Source organism: Pantoea sp. Ft-CA_14 (assembly GCF_024520875.1).
GTDB lineage: Bacteria > Pseudomonadota > Gammaproteobacteria > Enterobacterales > Enterobacteriaceae > Pantoea > Pantoea agglomerans.
Genome location: NZ_JALNPM010000009.1, coordinates 186,954 through 211,790, shown reverse-complemented (window position 1 = coordinate 211,790; position 24,837 = coordinate 186,954). Strand labels below are relative to the sequence as shown.

General features: G+C 57.5%; 22 protein-coding genes. 11 read left to right on the top strand and 11 right to left on the bottom strand.

All coding sequences use genetic code 11. The annotated features are described in order from the left end of the window. Positions 1–122: 122 nt before the first annotated feature. From dcp to guaD, 5 genes are all read right to left on the bottom strand, one after another. Positions 123–2,168, bottom strand: coding sequence for a peptidyl-dipeptidase Dcp (dcp, locus tag NR195_RS15185; protein WP_256844676.1), 2,046 nt, complete (start codon positions 2,166–2,168; stop codon positions 123–125). A 61-nt stretch (positions 2,169–2,229) separates the two neighbouring features. Further along, positions 2,230–3,006 carry a xanthine dehydrogenase accessory protein XdhC gene (gene xdhC, locus NR195_RS15180; RefSeq protein ID WP_192072678.1) on the bottom strand — a complete coding sequence of 259 codons (777 nt, stop codon included), beginning with the start codon at positions 3,004–3,006 and terminating at the stop codon, positions 2,230–2,232. Then, a complete protein-coding gene (gene xdhB, locus NR195_RS15175) occupies positions 2,993–5,359 on the bottom strand; it encodes a xanthine dehydrogenase molybdopterin binding subunit (RefSeq protein WP_256844675.1) in 2,367 nt (788 codons plus the stop codon). Before xdhB ends, xdhC begins: the two co-directional genes overlap by 14 nt. After that, a complete protein-coding gene (gene xdhA / locus NR195_RS15170; protein ID WP_256844674.1) occupies positions 5,349–6,791 on the bottom strand; it encodes a xanthine dehydrogenase small subunit in 1,443 nt (480 codons plus the stop codon). Before xdhA ends, xdhB begins: the two co-directional genes overlap by 11 nt. After that, the gene (gene guaD / locus NR195_RS15165) at positions 6,788–8,116 is read right to left on the bottom strand and encodes a guanine deaminase (protein ID WP_256844673.1); all 1,329 of its coding nucleotides are present in this window, start codon (positions 8,114–8,116) and stop codon (positions 6,788–6,790) included. The genes xdhA and guaD overlap by 4 nt, the downstream gene beginning before the upstream one ends. Before the next feature lie 402 nt (positions 8,117–8,518). On the opposite strand from guaD, the gene ydfG reads away from it, so the two are divergent. After that, positions 8,519–9,265, top strand: coding sequence for a bifunctional NADP-dependent 3-hydroxy acid dehydrogenase/3-hydroxypropionate dehydrogenase YdfG (ydfG, locus tag NR195_RS15160; RefSeq protein ID WP_033757999.1), 747 nt, complete (start codon positions 8,519–8,521; stop codon positions 9,263–9,265). A gap of 31 nt (positions 9,266–9,296) precedes the next feature. Here the strand turns inward: ydfG and NR195_RS15155 are convergent, their stop codons facing one another. Further along, positions 9,297–9,623, bottom strand: a complete 327-nt coding sequence (locus tag NR195_RS15155; protein ID WP_031292947.1) for a YnfA family protein — start codon at positions 9,621–9,623, stop codon at positions 9,297–9,299. Between the two features lie 280 nt (positions 9,624–9,903). On the opposite strand from NR195_RS15155, the gene NR195_RS15150 reads away from it, so the two are divergent. Next, the gene (locus tag NR195_RS15150) at positions 9,904–10,227 is read left to right on the top strand and encodes a DUF1283 family protein (protein WP_010244816.1); all 324 of its coding nucleotides are present in this window, start codon (positions 9,904–9,906) and stop codon (positions 10,225–10,227) included. Positions 10,228–10,271: 44 nt separating this feature from the next. Continuing rightward, positions 10,272–10,568, top strand: coding sequence for a DUF1161 domain-containing protein (locus NR195_RS15145; protein ID WP_010244813.1), 297 nt, complete (start codon positions 10,272–10,274; stop codon positions 10,566–10,568). Positions 10,569–10,607: 39 nt separating this feature from the next. Here the strand turns inward: NR195_RS15145 and NR195_RS15140 are convergent, their stop codons facing one another. Next, complete coding sequence (locus tag NR195_RS15140) at positions 10,608–12,074, bottom strand: MDR family MFS transporter (RefSeq protein WP_256844672.1); 1,467 nt, start codon at positions 12,072–12,074, stop codon at positions 10,608–10,610. Between the two features lie 392 nt (positions 12,075–12,466). Between NR195_RS15140 and NR195_RS15135 the strand changes: the two genes are divergently transcribed. The 4 genes from NR195_RS15135 to osmV are packed head-to-tail and all read left to right on the top strand — an operon-like array spanning position 12,467 to position 15,905. Beyond that, complete coding sequence (locus NR195_RS15135) at positions 12,467–13,183, top strand: ABC transporter permease (RefSeq protein ID WP_010244807.1); 717 nt, start codon at positions 12,467–12,469, stop codon at positions 13,181–13,183. A gap of 17 nt (positions 13,184–13,200) precedes the next feature. Beyond that, complete coding sequence (locus tag NR195_RS15130; protein WP_010670177.1) at positions 13,201–14,112, top strand: glycine betaine ABC transporter substrate-binding protein; 912 nt, start codon at positions 13,201–13,203, stop codon at positions 14,110–14,112. A gap of 9 nt (positions 14,113–14,121) precedes the next feature. Further along, positions 14,122–14,769, top strand: a complete 648-nt coding sequence (osmW, locus tag NR195_RS15125) for an osmoprotectant ABC transporter permease OsmW (protein WP_010244802.1) — start codon at positions 14,122–14,124, stop codon at positions 14,767–14,769. Further along, a complete protein-coding gene (gene osmV, locus NR195_RS15120; RefSeq protein WP_010244799.1) occupies positions 14,769–15,905 on the top strand; it encodes an osmoprotectant ABC transporter ATP-binding protein OsmV in 1,137 nt (378 codons plus the stop codon). The genes osmW and osmV overlap by 1 nt, the downstream gene beginning before the upstream one ends. A 508-nt stretch (positions 15,906–16,413) precedes the next feature. Here osmV and NR195_RS15115 read toward each other — a convergent pair. From NR195_RS15115 to NR195_RS15100, 4 genes are all read right to left on the bottom strand, one after another. Further along, positions 16,414–17,790, bottom strand: coding sequence for a nucleobase:cation symporter-2 family protein (locus tag NR195_RS15115; RefSeq protein WP_010670178.1), 1,377 nt, complete (start codon positions 17,788–17,790; stop codon positions 16,414–16,416). A gap of 180 nt (positions 17,791–17,970) precedes the next feature. After that, positions 17,971–18,669, bottom strand: a complete 699-nt coding sequence (gene bioD, locus NR195_RS15110) for a dethiobiotin synthase (RefSeq protein WP_256844671.1) — start codon at positions 18,667–18,669, stop codon at positions 17,971–17,973. Positions 18,670–18,782: 113 nt separating this feature from the next. Then, positions 18,783–20,000 carry an ROK family transcriptional regulator gene (locus NR195_RS15105; protein WP_256844670.1) on the bottom strand — a complete coding sequence of 406 codons (1,218 nt, stop codon included), beginning with the start codon at positions 19,998–20,000 and terminating at the stop codon, positions 18,783–18,785. A gap of 130 nt (positions 20,001–20,130) precedes the next feature. Further along, positions 20,131–21,024: a LysR family transcriptional regulator gene (locus NR195_RS15100; RefSeq protein WP_132498668.1), complete on the bottom strand. Its 894-nt coding sequence runs from the start codon at positions 21,022–21,024 to the stop codon at positions 20,131–20,133. A gap of 95 nt (positions 21,025–21,119) precedes the next feature. Here NR195_RS15100 and NR195_RS15095 point away from each other — a divergent pair, with 95 nt between their 5' ends. From NR195_RS15095 to NR195_RS15080, 4 genes are all read left to right on the top strand, one after another. Beyond that, the gene (locus tag NR195_RS15095; protein WP_029519071.1) at positions 21,120–22,373 is read left to right on the top strand and encodes an MFS transporter; all 1,254 of its coding nucleotides are present in this window, start codon (positions 21,120–21,122) and stop codon (positions 22,371–22,373) included. A gap of 167 nt (positions 22,374–22,540) precedes the next feature. Further along, entirely contained in the window at positions 22,541–22,801 is a 261-nt protein-coding gene (locus NR195_RS15090) for a hypothetical protein (RefSeq protein WP_010244780.1), read from the top strand. Positions 22,802–22,913: 112 nt separating this feature from the next. Continuing rightward, entirely contained in the window at positions 22,914–23,456 is a 543-nt protein-coding gene (gene cybB / locus NR195_RS15085) for a cytochrome b561 (protein ID WP_010244777.1), read from the top strand. Between the two features lie 174 nt (positions 23,457–23,630). Continuing rightward, positions 23,631–24,815 carry a sugar transporter gene (locus NR195_RS15080; RefSeq protein ID WP_010244774.1) on the top strand — a complete coding sequence of 395 codons (1,185 nt, stop codon included), beginning with the start codon at positions 23,631–23,633 and terminating at the stop codon, positions 24,813–24,815. The last annotated feature ends 22 nt before the right edge of the window (positions 24,816–24,837 follow it).

The window sequence follows — 24,837 nt, the reverse complement described above, 5'->3', positions numbered from 1 at the left end:
AGGTGCGCTGGCCCGCACTGCGGCTCGCTCGCCCGGAAAAAAAGCTGCCACGTTTGACCGTGACAGCCTTTACAAATCTAATCTTCACTGACCAGCATTAGTCAGCGTGACAGCCCTTTTGGTTATGACTCCGACAGACCGCGATTTTTCAGCATGGGCTCAAGCTGCGGAGGCCCGCCCCGCCAGCTTTCATACAGTGTTTTGAGATCGCTGCTGTTCCCCCGCGACAGAATTTTCTGTCGGAAGAGGTCGCCGTTCTCACGCGTCAGTCCGCCCTGTTCCGCAAACCACTGATAGCCATCGTCGGCGAGCATCTGCGTCCAGATATAGGCGTAATAACCTGCTGCATAGCCACCGCCCCAGATGTGCTGGAAATAGCTTGAGCGATAGCGCGGCGGCACCGCCGTCAGCGCCAGATTATCGCTCTGTAACGCCTTCTGCTCGAATCCCTCCACGCTTTGCGGCGCGGAATCACGGTTAAGGCTGTGCCAGTGCAGATCCAGCAGCGCGGCAGCCAGCAGCTCGCTCATCTCGTAGCCTTTGTTGAACGTGGCGGCCCGGACGATTTTTTCATGCAGCTCAGCGGGCATCAGCGCCTGAGTCTGATAGTGGCGAGCGTAGTTGCGGAACACCGCTGGCTCGCTGGCCCAGTGCTCGTTGATCTGCGAAGGAAACTCGACGAAATCGCGCGGGGTTTCCGTTCCCGACAGGCTCGGATAGCGCTGGCTGGCAAACAGACCGTGCAGCGTGTGACCGAACTCGTGAAACATCGTGATGACGTCGTCCCAGCTCAGCAGCGCCGGTTCACCGGCTGGCGGTTTGGTGTAGTTACAGACGTTGTAGATCACCGGTTTGCTGTCGAGCAGCGTAGACTGGTTGACGAAGTTGCTCATCCAGGCACCGCCGCCTTTGCTGTCGCGCTTAAAAAAGTCGGTGTAAAACAGCGCCAGCGGGGTCTCATCGGCGTCAAAAATCTCATAGACCTGGACGTCGGGATGGTAAACCGGCAGATCCTGTCGCGGCGTGAAACGGATGCCATAGAGCTGCGTCGCCGCCCAGAACACGCCATTCTGCAGCACCGAATTCAGTTCAAAGTAGGGCTTAATCTGGCTCTCATCCAGATCGTAACGGGCGCGCCGCACCTGTTCGGCATAAAAACGCCAGTCCCAGGCCTGCAGGGTAAAATCGCCGTGCTGCTGGTCGATGGTCTGCTGGATAGCCGCCGCTTCACGCTCCGCACGACCGCGCGCGGCAGGCACGATGTTATGCATAAACGCCAGCGCCGCCTTAGGCGTTTTGGCCATCTGATCCTGTAGCTTCCACTCGGCATAGCTGGCAAATCCCAGCAGCCGCGCCTGCTCGGCCCTGACCTGCGCCAGACGTAATACCAGCTCGCGGGTGTCGTTCTCATCGCCTTTTTCAGTGCGCGTCACGCCCGCCTTAAACAGCGCTTCACGGGTTGCGCGATCGGCCAGGCTCTGTAGTGCGGGTTGCTGGGTGGTGTTTTGCAGCACCAGCAGCCAGTGCTTTTCCAGTCCGCGTGCCTGCGCTTCCGCCTGCGCCACCGCCAGATCGGCCGGTGAGAGTCCCGCCAGCTTCTGCAGATCATCGACGACCAGCCCGCCCGCTTTAGTGGCGGCCAGCAATTTGTTGGTGAAGCGGGTACCGAGGCGGGCCGCTTCCTGATTCAGTGTCTTGAGCTGCTGTTTCTGCGCTTCCGGCAGATTAGCCCCCGCCAGTTGAAAGCGCTGCCAGATCACCTCGACCAGCCGTTTTGATTCGGCATCCAGTTTAGCGCGCTGCAGATAAACCGCATCGAGCCGCGAAAACAGCGGGCGATTAAGCATGATGTCATCGTTGAGCGCGGTGAGCTGAGGCGTAATCTCCTCATCCACCTGCTGCAGATACGGGCTGGTATGCGCCGAGGTCATGGCACTGAACACCAGATTCACCCGGTTGAGCAGCTGTCCGCTCCTCTCCAGCGCCTCATAAGTGTTGAAAAAGCTGGGCGCGTCGCTGTTCAGTGCGATCGCCTCGATCTCCTGACGCTTCTCCTCAATGCCCGCCTGCAGCGCGGGCAGGAAATCCTGCTCCTCAATCTGGTCAAAAGGAGGAGTCTGGTAAGGCAGTGTGCTGACGCTAAAGAAGGGATTCTGACGGGCGTTCATGGTTCGCTCCTGGTGGGCATCGCAAAGTCTTATCCTGACAGGTTGCCGCGCAGGCGACAACTCAGGCGACGTGCTGCTGATAAACGCTGATGATTTCACCGGCAATCGCCACCGCAATCTCGGCGGGCAGCTTGCCTTTGACGTCCGGCAGGCCAATCGGACAGCGCAGGCGCGCCAGCGGTTCGTTCGCGACGCCCTTGCCCGCCAGCCTGTAGCGGAAACGCTGGTTTTTCGTTTCAGAACCGATCACCCCGGCATAGCGGAAATCGCCGCGCTTCAGCACCGCCTCGCACAGTTCGAAGTCGAGGGGATGATGATGGGTCATGATGATGAAGTAGCTGCCTGCGGGTGCCTGTGCTACGCAGTCGAGCGGATCTTCCGGCTGCAGCGTCACCACGCCAGCGGGAACGTGGCTGAACTGCGCCGGACGGCTATCGATCCAGTTTATGTGACAGGGTAACGTTGACAGCAGATTGACCAGGGCCTGTCCCACATGGCCTGCGCCAAAAAGGTAGATCTCTGGCTGCGCCTGCAGCAGCGGCTCAAACAGCAGCGTGGTTTTGCCGCCACAGCACTGGCCAAGCCGAGCGCCCAGGCTGAAATCTTCAGTGTGTGGCGCAGTCGCCCCACTCTGCAACATCGCCCTGGCCTGGGCGATGCACTCAAACTCCAGATGACCGCCACCGATGGTGAGATAACTCTCCTGCTGCGTCACCACCATTTTGCTGCCGCTGTCGCGCGGCACCGAACCGTGCTCACTGAGCACGGTGATTAATACGCAGCTCTGACGTTTTTCACGCAGCTGATGCAGCACGCCAATCCAGTCATGATAAATCATCAACCCCTCCCGTCAGGCGTTGCACGCCCCAGAAGATGCGCTCCGGCGTGGCGGGCGCATCCAGCAGTGGGTGCTGCCGGTAATCGGAGACGCTGGCGACCGCATCCTGCAGGGCACACCAGGCGGCGATGCCCAGCATAAACGGCGGTTCACCTACGGCCTTGGAGTGGAACACCGTGTCTTTAGGGTTTTTACGGTTCTCCACCAGCGTGACCCGCAGGTCCGCCGGAACGTCGCTGATGGCGGGAATTTTGTAGCTCGCCGGTCCATCGGTCAGCAGCTGGCCTTTATCACTCCACACCAGCTCTTCGCAGGTAAGCCAGCCGACGCCCTGTACAAAGCCACCTTCAACCTGGCCGATGTCGATGGCCGGATTCAGCGAGGCGCCGACGTCATGCAAAATGTCGGCACGCAGCAGGCGGGATTCGCCGGTTAAGGTATCAATCACCACTTCACAGCAGGCTGCACCGTAAGCGTAGTAATAGAACGGCGTCCCGCGACCCGCGACCCGGTCGTAATGAATCCCCGGCACGCGGTAGTAGCCGGTGGCGGAGAGCGGCACCTGATTCAGCCACGCCAGCTTCGCCACCTCGGCGAAGGTGTAATGCTTATCTCCGGCGCGCACTACCCCGTTGCGGAAGCTCACCGCCGCCGCGTCGCACTGGTGTAGCTCGCAGAGCATGGCGGCCATGCGGTCGCGCAGGATCTCTGCACCATTCTGCGCCGCTTTGCCATTGAGGTCAGCACCGCTGGAGGCCGCGGTTGGCGAGGTGTTGGGCACTTTGCCGGTGTCGGTGGCGGTGATCTGAATTTTATCGATCTCAATCTGCAGCACTTCGGCGACAATCTGAATCACCTTGGTGTTCAGGCCCTGGCCCATCTCAGTGCCGCCGTGGTTAAGCTGCACCGTGCCGTCGGTGTAGATCAGGATCAGCGCCCCCGCCTGATTGAGAAAGCTGGAGGTAAAGGAGATGCCGAATTTCACCGGCGTCAGCGCCAGACCGCGTTTCAGCAGCGGACTGCGGGCATTAAACGCCTTAATCTCCGCGCGGCGAGCCTGATAGTCGCTGCTCTGCTCCAGCTGTTCGGTAATCTCATCCAGCAGGTTATCCTCTACCTGCTGGTGGTAATGGGTGATGTTACGATCCTGCTTGCCATAGTAGTTACGCTTGCGCAGCGCCAGCGGATCCAGCCCGCGCTCACGGGCGATATGATCCATGATCTGTTCAATCGCCACCATGCCCTGCGGCCCGCCAAAACCCCGATAGGCGGTGTTCGAGGCGGTGTTCGTGCGGCAGCGATAGCCGGTTACCCGCGCATCCCCGAGGTAATAGGCGTTATCAGCGTGGAACATGGCACGATCGACAATCGATCCACTAAGATCCAGCGAATAACCGCAGTTTCCGGCCAGATCGATTTTGATGCCGCACAGACGCCCATCCTCTTCAACGCCCGCTTCGTAGCGCACAAAGAACGGATGGCGTTTGCCGGTGACGCGCATATCGTCGCGACGTGAAAGCCGCATCTTCGCCGCCCGGCCGGTCTGTCGCGCCACGATGGCGCAGAGACAGGCGACACCGGCCGCCTGCGTCTCTTTACCACCAAAGCCACCGCCCATCCGGCGCATATCTATCGTCACCTGATTCAGGCTGATGCCCATCACTTCCGCCACCAGTTTCTGCACTTCGGTGGGGTTCTGGGTTGAGGAGAAGACCTGCAACTGCTGATCTTCTCCGGGAATGACCATTGCCGTCTGGGTTTCCAGATAGAAATGCTCCTGGCCGCCAATGTGAAACGCCCCACTGACCCGGTGCGGCGCACGCGCCAGGGCCGCTTCCACATCACCGCGCTGGTGAATGTGAGGTTCCTGCACAAAGCTGCCCTGAGCCAGCGCCTGTTCCACATCCAGCAGCGGTTCCAGCACCTCATATTCAATTACCGCAGCGGCCGCGCCAAGACGGGCAGCTTCGGGGGATTCCGCCGCCACCGCGATCACGATCTGTCCCAGATACTCTACTTTGTCATGTGCCAGCAGCGGGTCGCCCGGCTCCAGCGGCCCGACATCATTGATGCCCGGCACATCCTGCCAGGTCAGGACGCTGACGACGCCGGGAACGGCATAACAGGGCTGCACATCAATATGCAGGATGCGCGCATGAGCATACTCACTCAGGCGCGGACAGAGATGCAGCAGACCCGGCAGCTCCGGCTTATCGTCGATAAAACGCGCCTCGCCGGAGACATGTTTTTCCGCGCTCTCATGGCGGTTACTGCGACCAACGCCGCTCTGTAAATCAGCGGCATACTGCGCCTTAATGACCTCTTCGTTGAGTTCAGGACGGTTATGAGACATAGCGGGCCACCTCAATACAGGTTATTTCGCCGTTGTGGCTATGCCAGTAGCGGCGCAGCAGGTTGCGTGCGACCTGCAGACGGTAGTCACTGCTGGCGCGGAAATCGGAGAGCGGCTGGAAATCCTCTGCCAGCGCCGCGGCTGCGCGTGACACCGTCACGGAATTCAGTGGCTGACCGATGAATGCCTGTTCACAGTGACGGGCACGCTGCGGTGTGGCCGCCATGCCGCCAAAGGCGATGCGGGCACTACTGACTACGCCCTGTTCAATCTGCAGATTAAAAGCGGCGAACACGGCGGAGATATCATCGTCCAGCCGTTTGGACACTTTCCAGGCCACAAAATCAGGTGACACCGTCACTTTATCGATGCGAATGGCGCGAATAAACTCCCCTTTTTCGAGCCGGGTCTGGCGATAGCCGGTAAAGAACTGATCCAGCGGCAGGCTGCGCTGCTGCTCACCGCGCTGTAACAACAGGCTGGCGTTTAAGGCCAGCAGCGCCGGCGAGGCGTCGCCAATGGGGGAAGCGTTACCGATGTTGCCGCCTAATGTGCCCTGCAGACGGATTTGCAGCGAGGCAAAGCGTTGCAGCATCTCGCTGACGCCGGGAATGCGGCTGGCAAGAAATTCGCTGACCTGCTGCAGCGAAGCCCCTGCGCCCAGCAGGTAGTGATCATCAAATTCGCTGCAGACTTTGAGCGCGGCAACCTGCTCCAGCGCAATCAGCAACGGTATTCTTTTATGCTGCTGGGTAATCTGCAGGCTGAGATCGGTGCCACCGGCAATCAGCCTCGCCTCGGGATGTGCCAGATAGATCGCCGCCAGCTGAGCCGGAGTTTTGGGAAGGAAGCAACGGCGGCCCTCACCCCCTAATTCCTGCATCTCCGGGGTTGCCAGCGCCTCAAGCCGCTGCACGGTTGCGGCGGCACCTTGATCGAACTGGTCTGTCACCGGCTGCGAGCAGAGCTGTTCGGCGGCGGCCATAATCGGCCGGTAACCGGTACAGCGGCAGAGGTTGCCCGCCAGCGCAGTTTCCGCCTGATGGCGATCCCAGCCCGAAGCGGTTTTTTGCAGGCTGAACAGCGACATCACAAAGCCTGGCGTGCAGAATCCGCATTGCGAGCCGTGACAGTCGACCATCGCCTGCTGCGCCGGATGCAGTGCGCGGCCGTGACGCAGATCCTCAACCGTAATCAGCTGCTTGCCCTGTAACGCGGAGACCAGCGTCAGGCAGCTGTTGACCGTTTCATACTGCATTGTTCCCCCGACGGCTTTGCCCAGAGTCACGCTGCAGGCGCCACAGTCGCCAGATGCACAGCCCTCTTTGGTGCCAGGGCGTTGCTGACGGGTGCGCAGGTAGTTGAGTACCGTGAGGTTGGGGTCGAGCGCATTCTCGCTGACCAGCTGGTTATTTAACAGAAACTGGATCATGCGGCTTGCTCCTGTGCGTCGCGCTGCCAGACCGGACGACCGGCTACCCAGGTCTGGGCAATATTGCGGTCGTCGCCGAGCGTCATTAATACAAACAGTTTTTCCCAGATATCTTTGCTGTTGCCGATGCGCAGTTGCTGCAGGGCAGAAACCGCCGGGTCCAGCACCACAAAGTCTGCTTCTTTACCGATGTTGAAATTTCCGATGACGTGGTCGAGATCCAGCGCACGTGCCCCGCCCAGCGTGGCGTGATAAAAGGCTTCGGCCGCGCTGAGCCGGTAGTGCTGCAGCTGGCCCACCTTGTAGGCTTCGCCCAGGGTCTGCAGCATATTAAAGGTGGTGCCCGCGCCGACATCGGTGCCGATCCCCACTTTCACCCCCTGCTGCCAGCTGCGTTTCAGGTTAAACAGGCCACTGCCGAGAAACAGGTTTGAGGTGGGACAGAAAGCAATGGATGAATCGGTATCGTGCAGACACTGCCATTCGTTCTCTTCCAGATGCAGACAGTGAGCAAAGACGCTGCGGCGGCCGGTCAGCTGGTGATGATGATAAACATCCAGATAGCCTTCACGCTCCGGGAACAGTTGTTTGACCCAGGCGACCTCCTGCGGGTTTTCGCTGAGATGGGTATGCAGCCAGGTATCCGGGAACTCCTGACGCAGCTGCTGCACTTTTTCCAGCAGCTGTGGGGATGAGGTCGGCGCAAAGCGCGGCGTCAGGGCGTAGCTCAGGCGTCCGCGCTGGTGCCAGCGCTCAATCAGCGCCCGGGTCTGCTGGTAGCTCTGTTCAGGGGTTTCGATCAGGTTGTCGGGCGCATTGCGATCCATCATCACTTTCCCGGCAATCAGCCGCATGTTCAGCGCTTCGGCGGCGCTGAACAGCGCCTCCACCGATTGCGGATGGACGGTGCCAAACACCAGCGCGCTGGTGGTGCCGTTGGAAAGCAGCTGATGCAGGAAGAAGGCGGACATCCGCGCAGCGTGATCGGGACAGTGATACTGCGCTTCAACCGGGAAGGTGTAGTGATTCAGCCACTCCAGCAGCTGTTCGCCAAATGCGCCAATCATCTCTGTCTGCGGATAGTGAATGTGGGTATCGACAAAGCCCGGCACGATCAGTCTGCCGCGCAGATCGATGACCGGATGCCCCGCCAGCATCGCCTCGCTATTCTCCCAGCTATCCAGCCCCACTACGCATCCATCACGCAGCAGCAGCACCGCATCCTCAAGATAGCGGGCCTGGCCGGCCAGGTCGTCGGGACGATCCACCACGCCGGTAAAGTCAAAGAAGCTGGCGCGTATCGCCGTGTCGGTTGCTGAAAGCATGGGTAATCCTTTCTGAAAGCGCGATGTTATATCTGCAGATGATTATCTGAATAATCCTGTGCAACCTGCGTGCCAGAATTGAAATAGAATAAATTCTTTAAATATCAGTTAAATAAGCTAAAAAGAGGGAAGTTGCGCAACAAATAAGGACTGAGATGGCGTAGCAACCGTTTGCGGAACGGATGCAAACGGTTGCTACGCAATATTGCGCGCCCTGGTCATTTTGAGTATGGCCGGTTACCCGCAAACCTGCCCTTTAACGGTGCAATCTGCCCTGAAAAGGCGCAGCTGGCTACCCGTTAAAATCCGTTTACAGGTCAGGCAGTTTTTCCACGCGCAGAAGCGGAAATGAAATGCTATGGTGAAGCCATCGACTCTGAAAATGGCATAAGGAACAGTGAGATGATTATTTTTGTCACCGGTGCGACCGCCGGTTTTGGTCAAAGCATCACCCGTCGCTTTATTGAGAATGGTCATAAAGTGATTGCCACTGGACGACGGGCTGAACGTTTAAAAGCGCTGAAGGAAGAACTGGGCGAGAATATTTATACGGTACAGCTCGATGTGCGTAACCGTGCCGCCATCGAAGAGGCGGTGGCGCAGTTACCGGCGGAATGGCGCAATATCGACGTGCTGGTCAACAACGCCGGTCTGGCGCTGGGCGTCGAACCGGCGCACAAGGCCAACGTCGAAGACTGGGAAAACATGATCGACACCAACACCAAAGGCCTGGTCTATATGACCCGCGCCCTGCTGCCACAGATGGTGGAGCGTGATGTCGGTCATATCATTAATATCGGTTCGATTGCCGGTAGCTGGCCCTATGCTGGCGGCAACGTCTACGGCGCCACCAAAGCCTTTGTGCGCCAGTTCAGCCTGAATCTGCGAACCGATTTACACGGCACCGCGCTGCGCGTGACCGACATTGAACCGGGTCTGGTCGGCGGCACAGAGTTTTCCAACGTGCGCTTTAAGGGCGATGATGACAAAGCGGGTCAGGTCTACGAAGGGGCTACCGCCTTAACGCCGGAAGATGTGACAGAAGCCGTATACTGGGTGGCCACACTGCCTAAACATGTCAACATCAATAGCCTTGAGATGATGCCGGTCAGCCAGACGCTGGCGGGGCTGAAAGTGCATAAACCTTAACTCCCTGCAGCGCCAGCCCTCACGGCTGGCGTTACCCGCGTCCCCAGCCCATCACGATAATCAGCATGCCGCTGAATGCGATCAGTGCCCCGCTCCAGTCCCACACACTTAACTTCACGCCATCCACCACCCGCAACCAGAGCAGCGCGGTAAGCACATAGACGCCACCGTAGGCGGCATAAACCCGTCCGCTGGCAGCGGGATGCAGCGTCAGCAGCCAGACAAACAGCGCCAGACTTGCTGCCGCAGGGAGTAGCAACCAGGCTGAGCCGCCTTTTTTCAGCCATAACCACGGCAGAAAGCAGCCGGTGATCTCCGCCAGTGCGGTAATAAAAAACAGCAAGGCGGTTTTAATCAGCATCCTTACCTCTCCTTAACGTAAACAAACGACTCACTGCTGGTGAGCAAAGAAACGGCGATGATATACTAATAGCCAGGCCCATCAGGCTGTTTTATTTGTCCGTCTGAACCTGGGCAGTGCTCATCCTCCTCACGTACACCCTGTACGCGCCGGTTGTCATGCGCTGTCTGTGTCCAGACTGTCTGCCTCAATGACCCCTGATGAGCCAGGCTCTAAGCATGCCCGCTGCAACCGCTGTCGTGTATGGCGATGTTTGCGTTAACTAAAGGATAGTGTGATGAAAAAAATGATCCCTGCCGTGCTGATGGTTCTCCTCTCCACTGCGGCATTCACTGCCACTGCGAATACTAATCGTCTGATTATCGAAGATGGCAGTTCCGCGCTGAGCAATGAAGCGGCGCGCCAGGATAAAGAGCAATGGAATGACACGCGCATGCTGCGCAACAAAGTGAACACCCGCGTCGAAAAAGAGTTTGATAAAACCGATCGTGCGTTTGATACCCGCGACAAGTGCGAGCAGAGCCTCAATCTCAACGCCTACTGGGAGCCCAACACCCTGCGTTGTCTGGATCGCCGTTCCGGTCGCCCGGTAGCGCCGTAAATTTGAGCTATAGTAATGACGACGACTAACATAAGGAAGACGTGATGAAGCTACAGAGGGTTTTGTTAAGCGCGGCGTTATTTGCTCTGCCGCTGATGGCGCAGGCATCCTGTGAATCGGTAAAAACCGAAATCAGCCAGAAAATTATTCAGAACGGTGTGCCTGAGTCGGGTTTTAGTCTCGACATCGTCGCCAACGATCAGGTTGATCAGGCGGGTGGTCAGGTCGTCGGACATTGTGAGAACGACACACAAAAAATTGTTTATAAGCGCTCAGGCAGTGACAATGAAGCCAGCGTACCTGCCAGTGCCGGCAGTTCGCAGGACTCACCTGCCCAGTAGTTCTGTTCAAATCAGGGCGACATCCTGTCGCCCTGCCTGTTAGTCCGCCTGTTCCGGTCGCTGACGCGGCATCATCCATGCCACACCCACCGCAAACAGCGCAATCACCAGTGCCACAACGAACACCCAGTGCAGTGAGACGGCAATCGACCCTACCATCTGCTGCAGGGTTTCCGGCTGTAACTGCTGACGACTGGGTTCGGACATAATCTTCTGCACCGGATCCTCGACCTGCGGCAAACGCCACTGCAGATTGAGATTCAGCACCGCGCCCATGATCGCCGTCCCTACCGCCGACCCGATCATCCGGCTGAACATAATTGAAGCGGTACAGATGCCGCGAATCTGGTAATCCGCCTGATTTTGCACTGATACCAGGAACGTGGTGCTGGTCATCCCCATGCCGGTACCGATCAGAAACGCCGTAAAGCCCGCCTGATAGAGTGAGCTTGCGGGCTGTAAAAACAGCAGCAAGGCACTGCCGGTCACCAGCAACAGCGCTCCAAGCTGGGCAGTGAAGCGGTAGGAGGTGCGCAGCATCAGTCTGCCGCTGAGGGTGCTGGCCAGCGGCCAGCCAATCGACATCATCGCCAGCACACTGCCCGCCTGTAACGGTGAACCGCCGCTGATCCCCTGAATCCAGGTGGGCAGAAAGGCGCTGATGCCCATCATGGCCGCCCCGATGATGAGGTTGCCCGCATTACCCGCCACGATAAGCCGGCTGCGCCAGATTATCAGCGGAAACAGCGGTGCCGCTGAATGCAGCTCGTGGCGTCTGAGCTGCCAGCCAGCGAACAGTGAGAAGAGCAGAAACGGCACCAGCCAGACGCCCAGCTGTTCCGCCTGCAACAGCGCAATCAGCAATGCCGTCACGCAGAGCATCAGCCAGCCGCTGCCCGCCAGGTTCAGCGGCTGCGACTTCTCCTCCTTCTGGTGCGACGGTAGCCAGCGCCACAGCATCAGCATGCTGATCAGGCCGATGGGCAGATTGACCCAGAAAATCACCGACCAGCTAAAGTGCTGTACCAGCCACGCGCCGGTCAGCGGCCCCACTATCGCCGCTACACCCCAGACGCTGGAGAGCCAGCCCTGCACGCTGGCGCGTTCGCGCGGCGAATAGATATCCGCCACGATGGTGGAGCTGAGCGGCATGATCGCCCCCGCCCCCAGGCCCTGAAACGCCCGGAACAGGATCAGCCAGGTCATGGTATGGGCAAAGCCACACAGCACCGACCCCACCAGGAAAATCGACGTGCCGACAAAAAACATCGTTTTGCGACCCACCATATCCGCCAGCCGCCCATAGAGCGGCACGCTGACCGCCTGGGTCAGCAGATAGATCGAGAAGACCCAGCCAAACTGCGAAAAACCGCCGAGGTCAGCAATGATGGTGGGCATCGCGGTGGCCACAATAGTGACTTCAATGGCCGCCATAAACATCGCCAGCATGCAGGCGATTAAGATCCAGTGGCGATGTCCGGTCCGGAGTTGTGCGCTTTCAGTCATAGGGTTCCTTTTTTAATCTGCAAGGCTAGCTGAAAAACAGACAATGCAGTTTCCCGCGCGTGCGCATTTTCTGCGCCCCCTGTGACAGTGTCACCAGAAATCGATGAAAATTTTTTATTGTCGCATTAGCCCAGCGGCTACGCGGCTTTAACACCATTTTAACCTGTTTCTATCTCTCTGATTTGTGGCTTAAAAGCTGGCTTGTGCAATAAAGGGCTGCTATAGCATTACACCATCTTATTCAGTATTCACTGAAAAAGAGTGGGTAAACAGTCATTTTATCTACATTTTATCGCAGTTTCGGTATTGGGCGCGGCGGCATTTTTTGCCGTACCTGTCGGGCTGTTTATGGTTGTTATAACAATTGAGATCGTAATCAGGGAGATTCTCCTATGCAAAATGCTTCACTGGCCCGACGCGCCGGTCTGGCACTGCTTGCAGTGGTCGCGGTGATCGCGGTGCTGATCTGGGGCCTTGGCTGGGATCAGCTGGTCGCACGTAAAGTCGATCTGCTTTATCTCGGGCAACAACACCTCTTCTTAGTCTTCTGGTCAATGCTTTTCGCTTTGCTGGTCGGTATCCCCAGCGGCATCCTGCTAAGTCGCCCGTTTGCACGTCGCTGGGCAGAGTACGTGATGCAGATTTTCAATGTCGGTAACACCCTGCCACCACTGGCGGTACTGGCTCTGGCGATGGTTATTATCGGGATTGGCGACCGTCCGGCGCTGATTGCGCTGTTTCTGGCTTCGCTGCTGCCTATCGTCCGCAACACTTTCTCTGGTCTGAGCGCAGTTCCCCCGTCGCTGATTGAGGCGGCCAACGGCATCGGCATGACCAAATGGCAGCGTCTGCGTCAGGTAGAGCTGCCGAATGCCTTGCCGGTCATCCTCTCTGGCGTGCGCATCGCCACCGCCATCAATGTCGGCACCGCCCCACTGGCGTTCCTGATTGGCGCCAGCAGCTTTGGCGAGCTGATCTTCCCGGGCATCTATCTGAATGACTTTCCGACGCTGATACTCGGCGCCGTCGCCACTGCACTGGTGGCACTGGTACTGGATATGATGCTGGCCGCGCTGGGCCGCTTTCTGAGTCCGCACGCTGCGGCCTGACCACAAGGAGCTTTGCAATGCTAACGCGTTGGATTAAGAAAAGCGTTGTCGCGCTGACCGCGACACTGCTGTTAAGCCAGACGGCACAGGCTGCTGCACCGCTGGTGATGGCGACCAAAAGTTTCACCGAGCAGCATATCCTGTCAGCAATGACGGTGCTCTGGCTGCAGAAGAAAGGCTTCGAGGTGGTGCCTAAACGCAATATCGCCACCACCATTGGCCGTAATGCGCTGCTGAATAAGCAGATTGATATGGTCTGGGAATATACCGGCACCTCGCTGATCATCTTTAACCATATCAACCAGCCGATGTCTTCACAGCAGGCATATGAGACGGTGAAAAAGCTGGATGCCAGACTGGGGCTGGTCTGGCTTAACCCGGCACCAATGAACAACACCTATGCCTTTGCCATGACCCGTGAACGGGCCGAAAAAGAGGGCATCAGCACCATGTCGCAGCTGGTTGCGAAGATTGAGCAGGTGCGTAAAACCGATCCGGATCATAACTGGCGACTGGGTCTGGACCTGGAGTTCTCGGGTCGTTCAGACGGCATGAAGCCGCTGCAGAAAACCTACAACCTGACGCTGGATCGCCCGCAGATCCGCCAGATGGACCCCGGTCTGGTCTATAACGCGATTCGCGACGGATTCGTGGATGCCGGTCTGATCTACACCACTGATGGCCGGGTTAAGGGCTTCAACATGAAAGTACTGGAGGATGATAAGCACTTCTTCCCAAGCTACAACGTGACGCCGGTCGTGCGTCAGGATGTGCTGGCGAGTCATCCGGGGCTGGATACCGCGCTTAATCAGCTTTCTGCGCAGATCACCGATGAGGCGATTACGGAGCTGAACAAGCGGGTCGATATCGATCATCAGTCACCGGAAACCGTGGCGCGTGATTTCCTTAAATCCAAAAACATGCTGTAAGGAGGCACTGTGGATACCCTTCACTACATCATGGATAACTGGAGCACCCTGCTCACCCTGAGCTGGCAGCACAGCTGGCTGGTGCTGGTCGCGGTCGGACTGGCAATTGTGATTGGCGTGCCGCTTGGCATTCTGATCGTGCGTGTAAGATGGCTGGCAACGCCGATTCTCGGTATCGCCACCGTGGTGCTGACTATTCCCACCATTGCGCTGTTTGGTCTGATGATCCCGCTGTTTTCACTCATCGGTCAGGGCATTGGCGCGCTGCCGGCGATTACCGCCGTGTTCCTCTACTCGCTGCTGCCGATTGTTCGCAACACCCACACCGCGCTGGAAAATCTGCCGGACGGTCTGCGTGAGGCGGGTCGTGGTATCGGCATGACGTTCTGGCAGCGCCTGCGCTGGGTTGAAATCCCGATGGCGCTGCCGGTGATCTTCGGTGGCATCCGTACCGCCGTGGTGATGAACGTTGGCGTCATGGCGATTGCCGCCGTGATTGGCGCGGGCGGTCTGGGCCAGCTGCTGCTGGATGGTATCAGCGGCAGTGATATTCGTATGTTGATTGCCGGGGCATTGATGATCTGTCTGCTGGCTATTTTTCTTGACTGGCTGCTGCACCGTTTGCAGCAGGCGCTGACTCCAAAGGGGATTCGATAATGATTACGCTGGAAAACCTGACGAAAACCTTTACCCAGAAAAACGGCACCACCAATAAAGCCGTCGATAACGTCAGCCTGCACGTGCCAGCCGGTGAGATGTGCGTGCTGCTGGGACCCTCGGGCTGCGGGAAAACCACCACGCTGAAGATGATTAACCGCCTGATTCCCGCCACCAGTGGCCGGATCCTGATTAATGGCGAAGATACCAGTACGCAGGACACCACTACCCTGCGCCGCAACATTGGCTATGTTATCCAGCAGATTGGTCTGTTTCCCAACATGACCATCGAGGAGAACATTACCGTGGTGCCACGCATGCTGGGCTGGAACAAAAAGCAGTGCCACGAGCGGGCTACCGAGCTGATGAGCATGGTAGCGCTGGATCCCACCAAATTCCTGCATCGCTATCCGCGAGAGATGTCCGGCGGTCAGCAGCAGCGTATCGGGGTGATTCGTGCCCTGGCGGCGGATCCACCGGTGCTGCTGATGGATGAGCCGTTTGGCGCCGTTGACCCGATTAACCGCGAAGTGATCCAGAACGAGTTTCTCGACATGCAGCGTCAGCTGAAAAAAACCGTGATGCTGGTGAGCCACGATATTGACGAGGCACTGAAGCTCGGCGATCGCATTGCGGTATTTGGTCAGGGTAAAATCGTGCAGTGCGCCAGCCCGGATGAACTGCTGGCGACCCCTGCCAATGAGTTCGTCGGCTCGTTTGTGGGTCAGGACCGTACGCTTAAGCGCCTGTTACTGGTGCAGGCGGGCGATGTGACTGACCAGCAGCCGACCATCACCGTCCGCCGCTCTACTCCGCTGGAAGAAGCCTTTGGCACCATGGATGAGAACGATATGCGGTCGATTACCGTGGTCGATGAGGATGGCAAACCGCTGGGCTTCGTGAAGCGTCGCGAGGCGCGTAACGTCAGTGGCCGCTGTGAAGAGCGACTGCACACCTTTAAGGTCACCGGTAAAGCGGAAGAGAACCTGCGCGTGGTGCTGTCAAAACTCTATGAGCACAACACGGTCTGGATGCCGATTGTCGATGAAGAGGGTCGCTACAGCGGTGAGATTTCGCAGGATTATATTGCGGATTACCTCAGTTCTGGTCGTACCCGCCGTCGTCTGAATCCATAATTTCGTCACCTAAATGGGTCTTACCGGCCCATTAAAACAGCAGATATAAGCAGATATACCCAAGCCTGGGTAAATCAGACAGCAACAAACAAGCTTAACGCGCAGGGAACCGGGTCAGAGGAGGAAAGCGTCCCGCGCCATGGACAAAAACGCCGGGAGCGTTTTTGAACAACGCAACGCGTTGGCCCGGTACGGGCGCACCTCAGGGATGAGGTGCGTAATTGCGCGGGCCGAGCGTGCCACGGATGGCGGCTTTTGCGACTTTCCGATCTGACCCTGTTCCCTTCGCAGACTCCATCTTAAAGCCAGTTAAGTCACGGCCTGTCCTGTCTGTCAATTCAGGTAGTAGCTCAGGGAGCATACGCCTGTAGCAACGACGCAAAAGATGCCATCCATGGCATGCTCAGCGCGGCCCATCCCTGGTCCGCGATGCTTTGATACAGGCATATGCTCCCATCGCTTTGGATTTTTGAGCCGTATGTGAGAGATACATCGGCTCTTCTGCTTTTTAGCTCTCCGTCAGCGTTTCCGCCTCCACCTCTTCCACCACAGGCGCCTCGTCCGGCAGCACCATGTTCAGCACAATCGCCAGAATACCGCCGGTCGTCACCGCATGACCAAACAGACTGTTAATCAGCGGCGGGAACTGCTTCAGCACATCCGGCACCGCCTCCACGCCCAGACCAATACCAAAAGCGATCGCCACAATCAGCATCTCGCGGCGACCCAGCGGCGTCTGGGTCATCACACGGATGCCCGCAGCAACCACGCTGCCAAACATCACGATTGTCGCCCCGCCCAGCACCGGCGGCGGGATCTGCTGCAACAGGGAGCCAATAAAGGGAAACAGCCCCAGCAGCGCCAGCATGATTCCCAGCAGCATACCGACGTAACGGCTGGCGACGCCGGTCATCTGGATAACGCCATTGTTCTGCGCAAACGTGGTGTTGGGAAAGGCGGAGAAGACCGCTGCCAGCACACAGCTCAGACCGTCGGCGACAATGCCACCCTGCAGCCGCTGCTGAAAAGGTTTGCCGGTGATCGGCTGCTGTGAAATCAGGCAGTTAGCGGTAAGGTCACCGACGGCTTCAATCACCGCAATCACTGACACCAGCGCGATCGGCAGGAAAATGGTCCAGTCAAAGGCAAAACCAAACCGGAAGAACGCGGGCAGCACCAGCCAGTTGCTCTCCGGCGCAACATTAAGTTGCAGATGACCGGTCAAGGCCGCGGCAACGCATCCCACCGCGATTCCGGCCACCACCGCCACCAGCCGCGCCCAGCGATTTCGCGAGCGGTTCAGCGCCACGATCACCAGCAACGTCAGCGCCCCCAGCGCCAGATTTCCCGGCGATCCAAAATCTGTGGCGTTGTGCCCGCCCGCCCAGTCGGTAATGCTGACTTTTATCAGGCTGATGCCAATCAGGGTGATCACCGTACCGGTCACCACCGGCGTCAGAACTTTGCGCAGCGAGCCAACGCAGCGGCTAATCAGAATCGGAATCAACGCCGCCACCAGGTTACAGCCAAACAGCATCGCCATAATCTCTTCCGGCGAACCACCGCGTCCTTTCACCATCAGACCACCCGAGAGGATCACCCCCAGAAACGCGAAGCTGGTGCCCTGCAGACAGATCATGCCCGCCCCGATGCCATAAAAGCGTCTGGCCTGCATAAACGTGCCTAAGCCGGAAACGAACAATGACATGCTGATCAGATAAGGAATATAGGCCTGCAACCCCAGAACGGAGCCAATAATCAGCGGCGGCGTGATGATTCCCACCACGCTGGCCAGCAGATGTTGCAGTGCGGCGAAAAACGCCGGGGCGGGGCCGATGCGGGCTTCAAGCCCATATAACAAACCTTTCTCGTGCGAGTGCGACATGATGGGGCTCCAGCTCAGTGTGATAAGCGGAGTTAATGCATTTTCTGCGCCATGACGCCACGATTTCGCAATATCCGAGCCAGGTCTTTCAATTCTAAATGGAAATAGTTAAAGACAGCCGACAACAAGCCTGAAACTTTAGCCTCATTGCCGACTCAGATGACTTAGTTTGTTTCATAATCAGGCGATCTTTGCACTCACAGCGTGCAGATTGTTCTGCTCCAGCAGAGAAATATCGATGTAAGGCGTCAAATCGCGCTGTTCTGCACGCGGCAGATAAGGCAGCTCGCCCAGCAGCGGCGCATTAATTTTTTCACGCAGAATCTCAATAATGTCGCTGTACTGCGCCAGTCCCGGATTGATGCGATTGGCCACCCAGCCCACCAGTGGCAGTCCATCCTGCGCTATCGCTTCTGCTGTTAACAGGGCGTGACTGATACAGCCCGACTGGATACCGACCACCAGCACCACCGGCAGCTGCTGCTCAACGACCCAGCAGGAGAGCGGACGTCCATCGTTCATCAGGCTGCGCCAGCCGCCGGTGCCCTCCACGACCACGCGATCGGCCTGCTGCGTCAGGCTGCTTAAGCCCTGTGTCAGCAATGCGTAATCAATGATCTGGCTCGGATGGGTGCAGATCTCCTCTTCCTGAAAGGCCAGCGGATTGATCGCCTGATAGGGTAAATCGATAGATGAAGCGCTTTGCAGAACCTGTGCATCTTTGTTACGCAGGCCGTCAGCGGTTTTGACCGCGCAGCGCGCGACGGGCTTGTACCCGACGGCACTGAGCCTGGCCTGGATAAAACTTTGTAACAGGGCGCGTGACACCACCGTTTTGCCCACTGCGGTGTCAGTGCCGGTAACAAATAGTCTGTTCACTCAACTTCTCCTCTCGAACCGTTGCGGTTAATCGGTGATTAACCTTGCTGCGAACCGGCATTTTAAGGAATGGAGGATGAGAACAGATTGCGTTAGCGCAAGATTAGGCCCGCTTAACCTTGCAACAGTTTCACTAACAGGTGTCCGTTATAGAGCGCGTCTTTGATCAGGGCTGCGCCGCCTAACGTTCCCGGCTCGCTAAATTCGGTAGGTGCCAGCTGGATACTCGCGCTGTAGGCCGGGAGTGATTGCTGCAGAATGGTGTTGCTCACGGCCGGAAACAGCACATCCGCGGCGGCATTCAGGGGGGAACCGATAAGAATATGTTGAGGATTGAAGATGTTGACCATCATCGCCAGAATCCGGCCAACATGATGACCCACGCTGGCGATGGTGTCGCGCGCCAGACGGTCGCCAGACTGCGCCGCCGCGCACAGCGACTCCAGCGTCAGCGGCTGATTATTGAGCAGGCTGTCGGGCTGGGCCGGCAGACGCTGCGCCGCCAGCGCCAGCAGACTGCCGGTGCTGGCTACGGTCTCCAGACAGCCATGATTACCGCAGTAGCACTGCTGACCATACGGGTCGATCTGAGTATGCCCGATCTCGACCAGCGCCCTGCCACTTTTATGCAACAGCTGACCGCCACTGATCACCCCGGCTCCCACGGTTTCATCAATCACAATCTGAATCACATCCTGCGCCCCACGTGAGGCACCAAACAGCGACTCCGCCAGCGTCCAGGCTGAAATATCGTGCTGCACAAACACCGGTAAGCCGGTTCGTGTCGCCAGCGCATCGCCCAGCGGCATATCGCGCACCTCATAACCCGGTAGCCGATGCACCACACCTGACGCGGCGTTGATCAGCCCTGGCAATGTAATGGCAATAGCCGTGAGGCGTTCCAGTTTCTTCTGATGACGAATAAAGAAGGCATCAACCTGTTCAATCAGCGCGGTAAGTAACGGCTGAGCAGACTCATCAGGAAGCGGCAGGCTCTCTTCCACCAGTTCCTTGCTGCTGAGATCGCGCAGCGTAAACGTCATGGCGCCGCGATGCAGGCGAATAGCCAGATAGTGCCAGGCGTCGGTATCCAGTATCAGGCCTATCGCCGGACGACCACGACTGCCGGGATCCTGAAACTCGGTCTCCTGCACTAAATGTGCGTCCAGCATTTCACGCACAATTTTGGTAATGCTGGCCGGAGCAAGCTGGGCACGGCGGGAAAGTTCGATACGCGAAATGGGACCATAACGGTCAATTAATCGATATACGACACCTGCATTAGTCTGCTTGATCTGGTCAATGTGGCCAGGTTGACTGTCCGGATTCACAACCCTGCTCCCGGTTATTTTCGCGCTTCTAAATAAACATGCGCCATGGTGAGCCAGATCCGGCGACAGCGTCAAATATTTGATTAGAAATGTGATTTATCGCACAGATTGATGCGGTGTTGCCCGTGCATCAGGGCCGGTTTCGCCGCAGCAACGCCATCATGTTTTCCATCTGCGCATTTATCTCGCGTCCGGCTGACCAGACCAGCCACAGCTCTGAAATGGCATCCTCTTCCGTTAATGGCAACCAGACCAGATCGGCCAGCCGCGCCCGACGAAATGAGGCAGGCAGAATGGAGACGCCTAACCCGGTTGCCACCAGCCCCAGTATGGTCATCGCCTCACCCACTTCCTGCGTAATAAAGGGCTTGATATGGTAGCGGTGCAGCAGCGCCAGAATATCGCTGTAGAGCGCGGTTCCGCCCTGAGGATCAAAGAAGACAAAAGGTTCCGCCGCCAGGGCGGTGACAGAAATTTTATCAGCGTCAGCCAGCGGATGCGCCTTATGCACCACGGCATAAAGCGGCTCACTCAGCAGCAGCTGATGACGCAGATCGTCGGGCAGTGGCGTGTTGCGCATCACGCCAAGATCGAGCCGTCCATCATGAAGCGGTGCCAGCTGCTGGCGGGTATTAATCTCCTGCATCTGAATATGTACCTGCGGCCAGCGCTGACGAAACCGGAATAGCGCGTCAGAGACCACGGCGGTAAACGGGGCCGAGGAGGTAAAGCCAATCCGCAGCTCCCCCTCTTCACCACGATGCAGGCGGGCGGCGCGATCGGCCGCCTGCTCGACCTGCAATAGAATCGCGCGGGCGTCACTTAGCAGTTGCTGTCCGGCAGCGGTTAGCTGCACGCTGCGGTTAGTGCGATTGAACAGCCTTGCGCCCGTTTCTGTTTCCAGCTGAATAATCTGCTGGCTGAGCGGCGGCTGAGAAATGTTCAGACGCTGGGCCGCCCGCCCGAAATGTAACTCTTCCGCCACCGCAACAAAGTAGCGCAGATGACGCAGTTCGATATTCATATCTTAAACGTCTCATTTGAGATTATTAATATATTAGACATCATAATGCCGCTTTCCTAAGCTGACGACAGATTTTCTAAATTTGAGGAAGATGTGTGAGTCGCTCAACACAGGCTGTCACAGTGGATGAGAATGCGGTCTCTGCGCCGCCAGAGTCTGTTGCCGCTTCAGGTCATATCCGCCGGGATTCCCCACAGTTTATGCGCGTGACGCTGGCGCTTTTCTCCGCCGGGCTGGCGACCTTTGCCCTGCTCTACTGTGTGCAGCCGATTCTGCCGGTGCTGTCACAGCAGTTTGGTATCTCTCCGGCAACCAGCAGCCTGTCACTCTCCATCTCGACCGGCCTGATGGCGCTGGGCCTGCTGGTCACCGGGCCGCTCTCTGATGCTATCGGTCGTAAATCGGTGATGGTCACAGCCCTGATGCTGGCCGCCATCTGCACGCTGGTCTCGGCCACCATGACCAGCTGGCACGGCATTCTGATTATGCGGGCGCTGATGGGGTTGTCGCTGAGTGGCGTGGCGGCGGTCGGCATGACCTACCTCAGCGAGGAGATGGATGCACGGGTCGTCGCCTTTTCCATGGGGTTATATATCAGCGGTAACTCGATAGGCGGGATGAGCGGTCGACTGCTGAGCGGCGTGCTGACTGACCTCTTCTCATGGCGACTCGCCGTGGCGGTAATCGGCTGTTTTTCGCTGGCCTCGGCGCTGATGTTCTGGAAAATCCTGCCTGCGTCGCGCCATTTCCGGCCCATTACGCTGCGTCCGCGTAATCTGCTGATTAACTTCCGGCTGCACTGGCGCGATCCGGGCCTGCCCTGGCTGTTTGCCGAAGGATTCCTGCTGATGGGAGCCTTTGTCACCCTGTTTAACTATATTGGCTACCGTTTACTGGATGCGCCCTGGCATCTCAGCCAGGCCGTGGTCGGACTGTTATCAGTGGTCTACCTCACCGGCTCATGGAGTTCGCCTAAGGCGGGCGCGCTGACCAACCGGTTGGGTCGGGGACCGGTGATGCTGGGTGCTACCGCCATCATGCTGCTGGGTTTGCTGATTACCGCCTTCAACTCCCTCTGGCTGATCCTGCCTGGGATGATGCTGTTCACCGCCGGTTTTTTTGCCGCCCACGCGGTCGCCAGCGGCTGGATTGGCCCCCGGGCGCGCCGGGCACGAGGCCAGGCCTCTTCGCTCTATCTGTTCAGCTACTACGTGGGTTCCAGCGTCGCGGGTACGCTGGGTGGCGTGTTCTGGCATAATTTCGGCTGGATCGGGATTACGCTGTTTATCAGCGTCCTGCTGATCCTGGCGTTACTGGTTGCCTGGCGTCTGCACAGTAAAAAACTCTGAGAACGTCTTCTCATGCCAGGCCTGGCTTCTCCTGCGGGCCTGGCGGTTTATCACAATAAACGCGCTATTCAGAGCCACAGCAAACAAAATGCAGGTTTCCCGCTATAATCGTTTTTATTGTAATAATTCATCTGCTTTGCCTTTTAACACGGCAACAAGGAACGCCTGTGGCTCTCTACTACTACGTCAATAAACAATCAGGATATAACAATAATCATGTGGTTCATGCCGCAGGCTGCCCCCATCTTCCCGACATCGATAACCGTATGTTTCTGGGCAGTTTTTACCATGTGAATGCCGCCATCCTGCAGGCTAAAAAATATTATGCTGGCGCAATCGGCTGTGAAAATTGTTGTCCACTCAAAAATGTTGACCAGCAGGCCACCCAGCTCAGCGTGGCCCTGAAGCACACCCCGGCTTCGCGTTAATCTGATCCACCTGGTAAGGGGGAAAAAATTTTTCCCGCTGCGCTAATTTGTTAAGAATTACCGCTGATTTCCGTTATGTTAATCTTTCTGATTCTCTTTAATGGAATGCACAATGCGGGATAAGTTTGCGCGCGCTCAGATAGCCCTTCACTGGCTCACCTTTTTACTGGTGGTGACGGCCTACGCCACCATTGAACTGCGCGGTTTTGCACAGCGCGGATCCTGGCAGGGTTATGCCATGATCATTACCCATTTCAGCGCCGGCGCGACCATCCTGGTATTGATGCTTGCCCGCCTCTTTTTACGCACCCGGCATCGCACACCGCCCATTACTCCCGCTCCGCCGCGCTGGCAAACCGGGCTGGCACATCTGACTCATACCCTGCTCTATGCTCTGTTTATCACTCTGCCGATCCTCGGCCTGACATCGCGTTATCTTAAAGGTCGGGAATGGTGGCTGTTTGGCATCAGCATGCCGGTCGCGCCTGAACCTGACTTTGATATGGCGGATATGCTGATTGGCTGGCATGAAACCCTGGCACCGCTGGGTTACTGGCTGATCGGACTGCATGCTGCTGCCGCACTGTTCCATCACTATCTGCTTAAAGACAATACTCTGCTGCGAATGATGCCCGCCCGGCGTCGCGGTCAATAACCTCAGGCTATCGCCCTGTGATGGGGCGATAAAAAAATTTCAGCATTAAAAGGCGTTTATAAGGTTTCTCTTCCCGCTTTATTCACTACAATGGTCAGTAATTTGTGACGCAGGTCACTTTCGCTGGATGTTTCTGCCACATCCGATTCGCTGTACTGACTGACTTGACTCCTCATGCAACCAACTACTGTTTCACGTAAAACTGCCTGGCTACGCGTGGTATTGCTGGCCATCGCCGCCTTTGTATTTAATACCACCGAATTTGTGCCGGTTGGCCTGTTATCTGACATCGCTGCTGACTTTTCAATGCAGACGGCTGACGTCGGGATCATGCTGACCATCTATGCCTGGGTGGTTGCACTGCTCTCACTGCCGCTGATGCTGCTGACCCGCAATATTGAGCGACGACTGCTGCTGGGTGTGCTGTTCCTGATCTTTATCGTCAGCCACGTTCTTTCTACCGTTGCCTGGGATTTCCGGTCGCTGATGGTGTCACGCGTGGGTATCGCCCTGTCTCACGCGGTGTTCTGGTCGATCACCGCCTCGCTGGCGATTCGCGTCGCTCCGGCCGGTAAGAAAACTCAGGCGCTAAGTATGCTGGCAACCGGTACCGCGCTGGCGATGGTGCTGGGCGTGCCGATTGGCCGCGTGGTGGGTCAGTATCTTGGCTGGCGTACGACCTTCGGCGCGATTGGCCTTTCGGCACTGGTGCTGATGATTATGCTGGTGCGCATCCTGCCGCGTCTGCCGAGTGAACATACCGGCTCGCTGAGCAGTGTGCCGATGCTGTTTCGCCGTCCGGCGCTGGTCAGCATGTATCTGCTGGTGACGCTGGTCGTTACCGCGCATTACACCGCTTACAGCTATATCGAGCCCTTTATGCAAACCGTGGCCCATTCCAGTGGCAACTTCACCACCCTGCTACTGCTGCTGTTTGGCTCTGCGGGCATTGTGGGTAGCGTACTGTTCAGCACACTCGGTAATAAGTTTCCCTCCGGACTGCTGATTGCGGCCATCGCGCTGATCACCCTGTGCATGGGCCTGCTGATTTTTGCTGCCGTTCGCCCTGCGGCTATTTCAACGCTATGCGTTGTCTGGGGAATGGCGATGATGATGATCGGACTGGGTATGCAGGTGCGGGTGTTGTCGCTGGCACCGGATGCCACGGATGTGGCGATGTCGCTGATGTCCGGTATCTACAATATCGGTATCGGCGCGGGTGCGCTGCTGGGTAATCAGGTCAGCCTGCATCTGAGCATGGCGGAAGTCGGCAATGTCGGCGGGATGATTGGCCTGGTGGCGTTACTCTGGTGTGTTTATATCTTCCGTCGTTATCCACAGTTACGCAGTAACGGATAATAAAAAAAGGCTTCAGATAAGC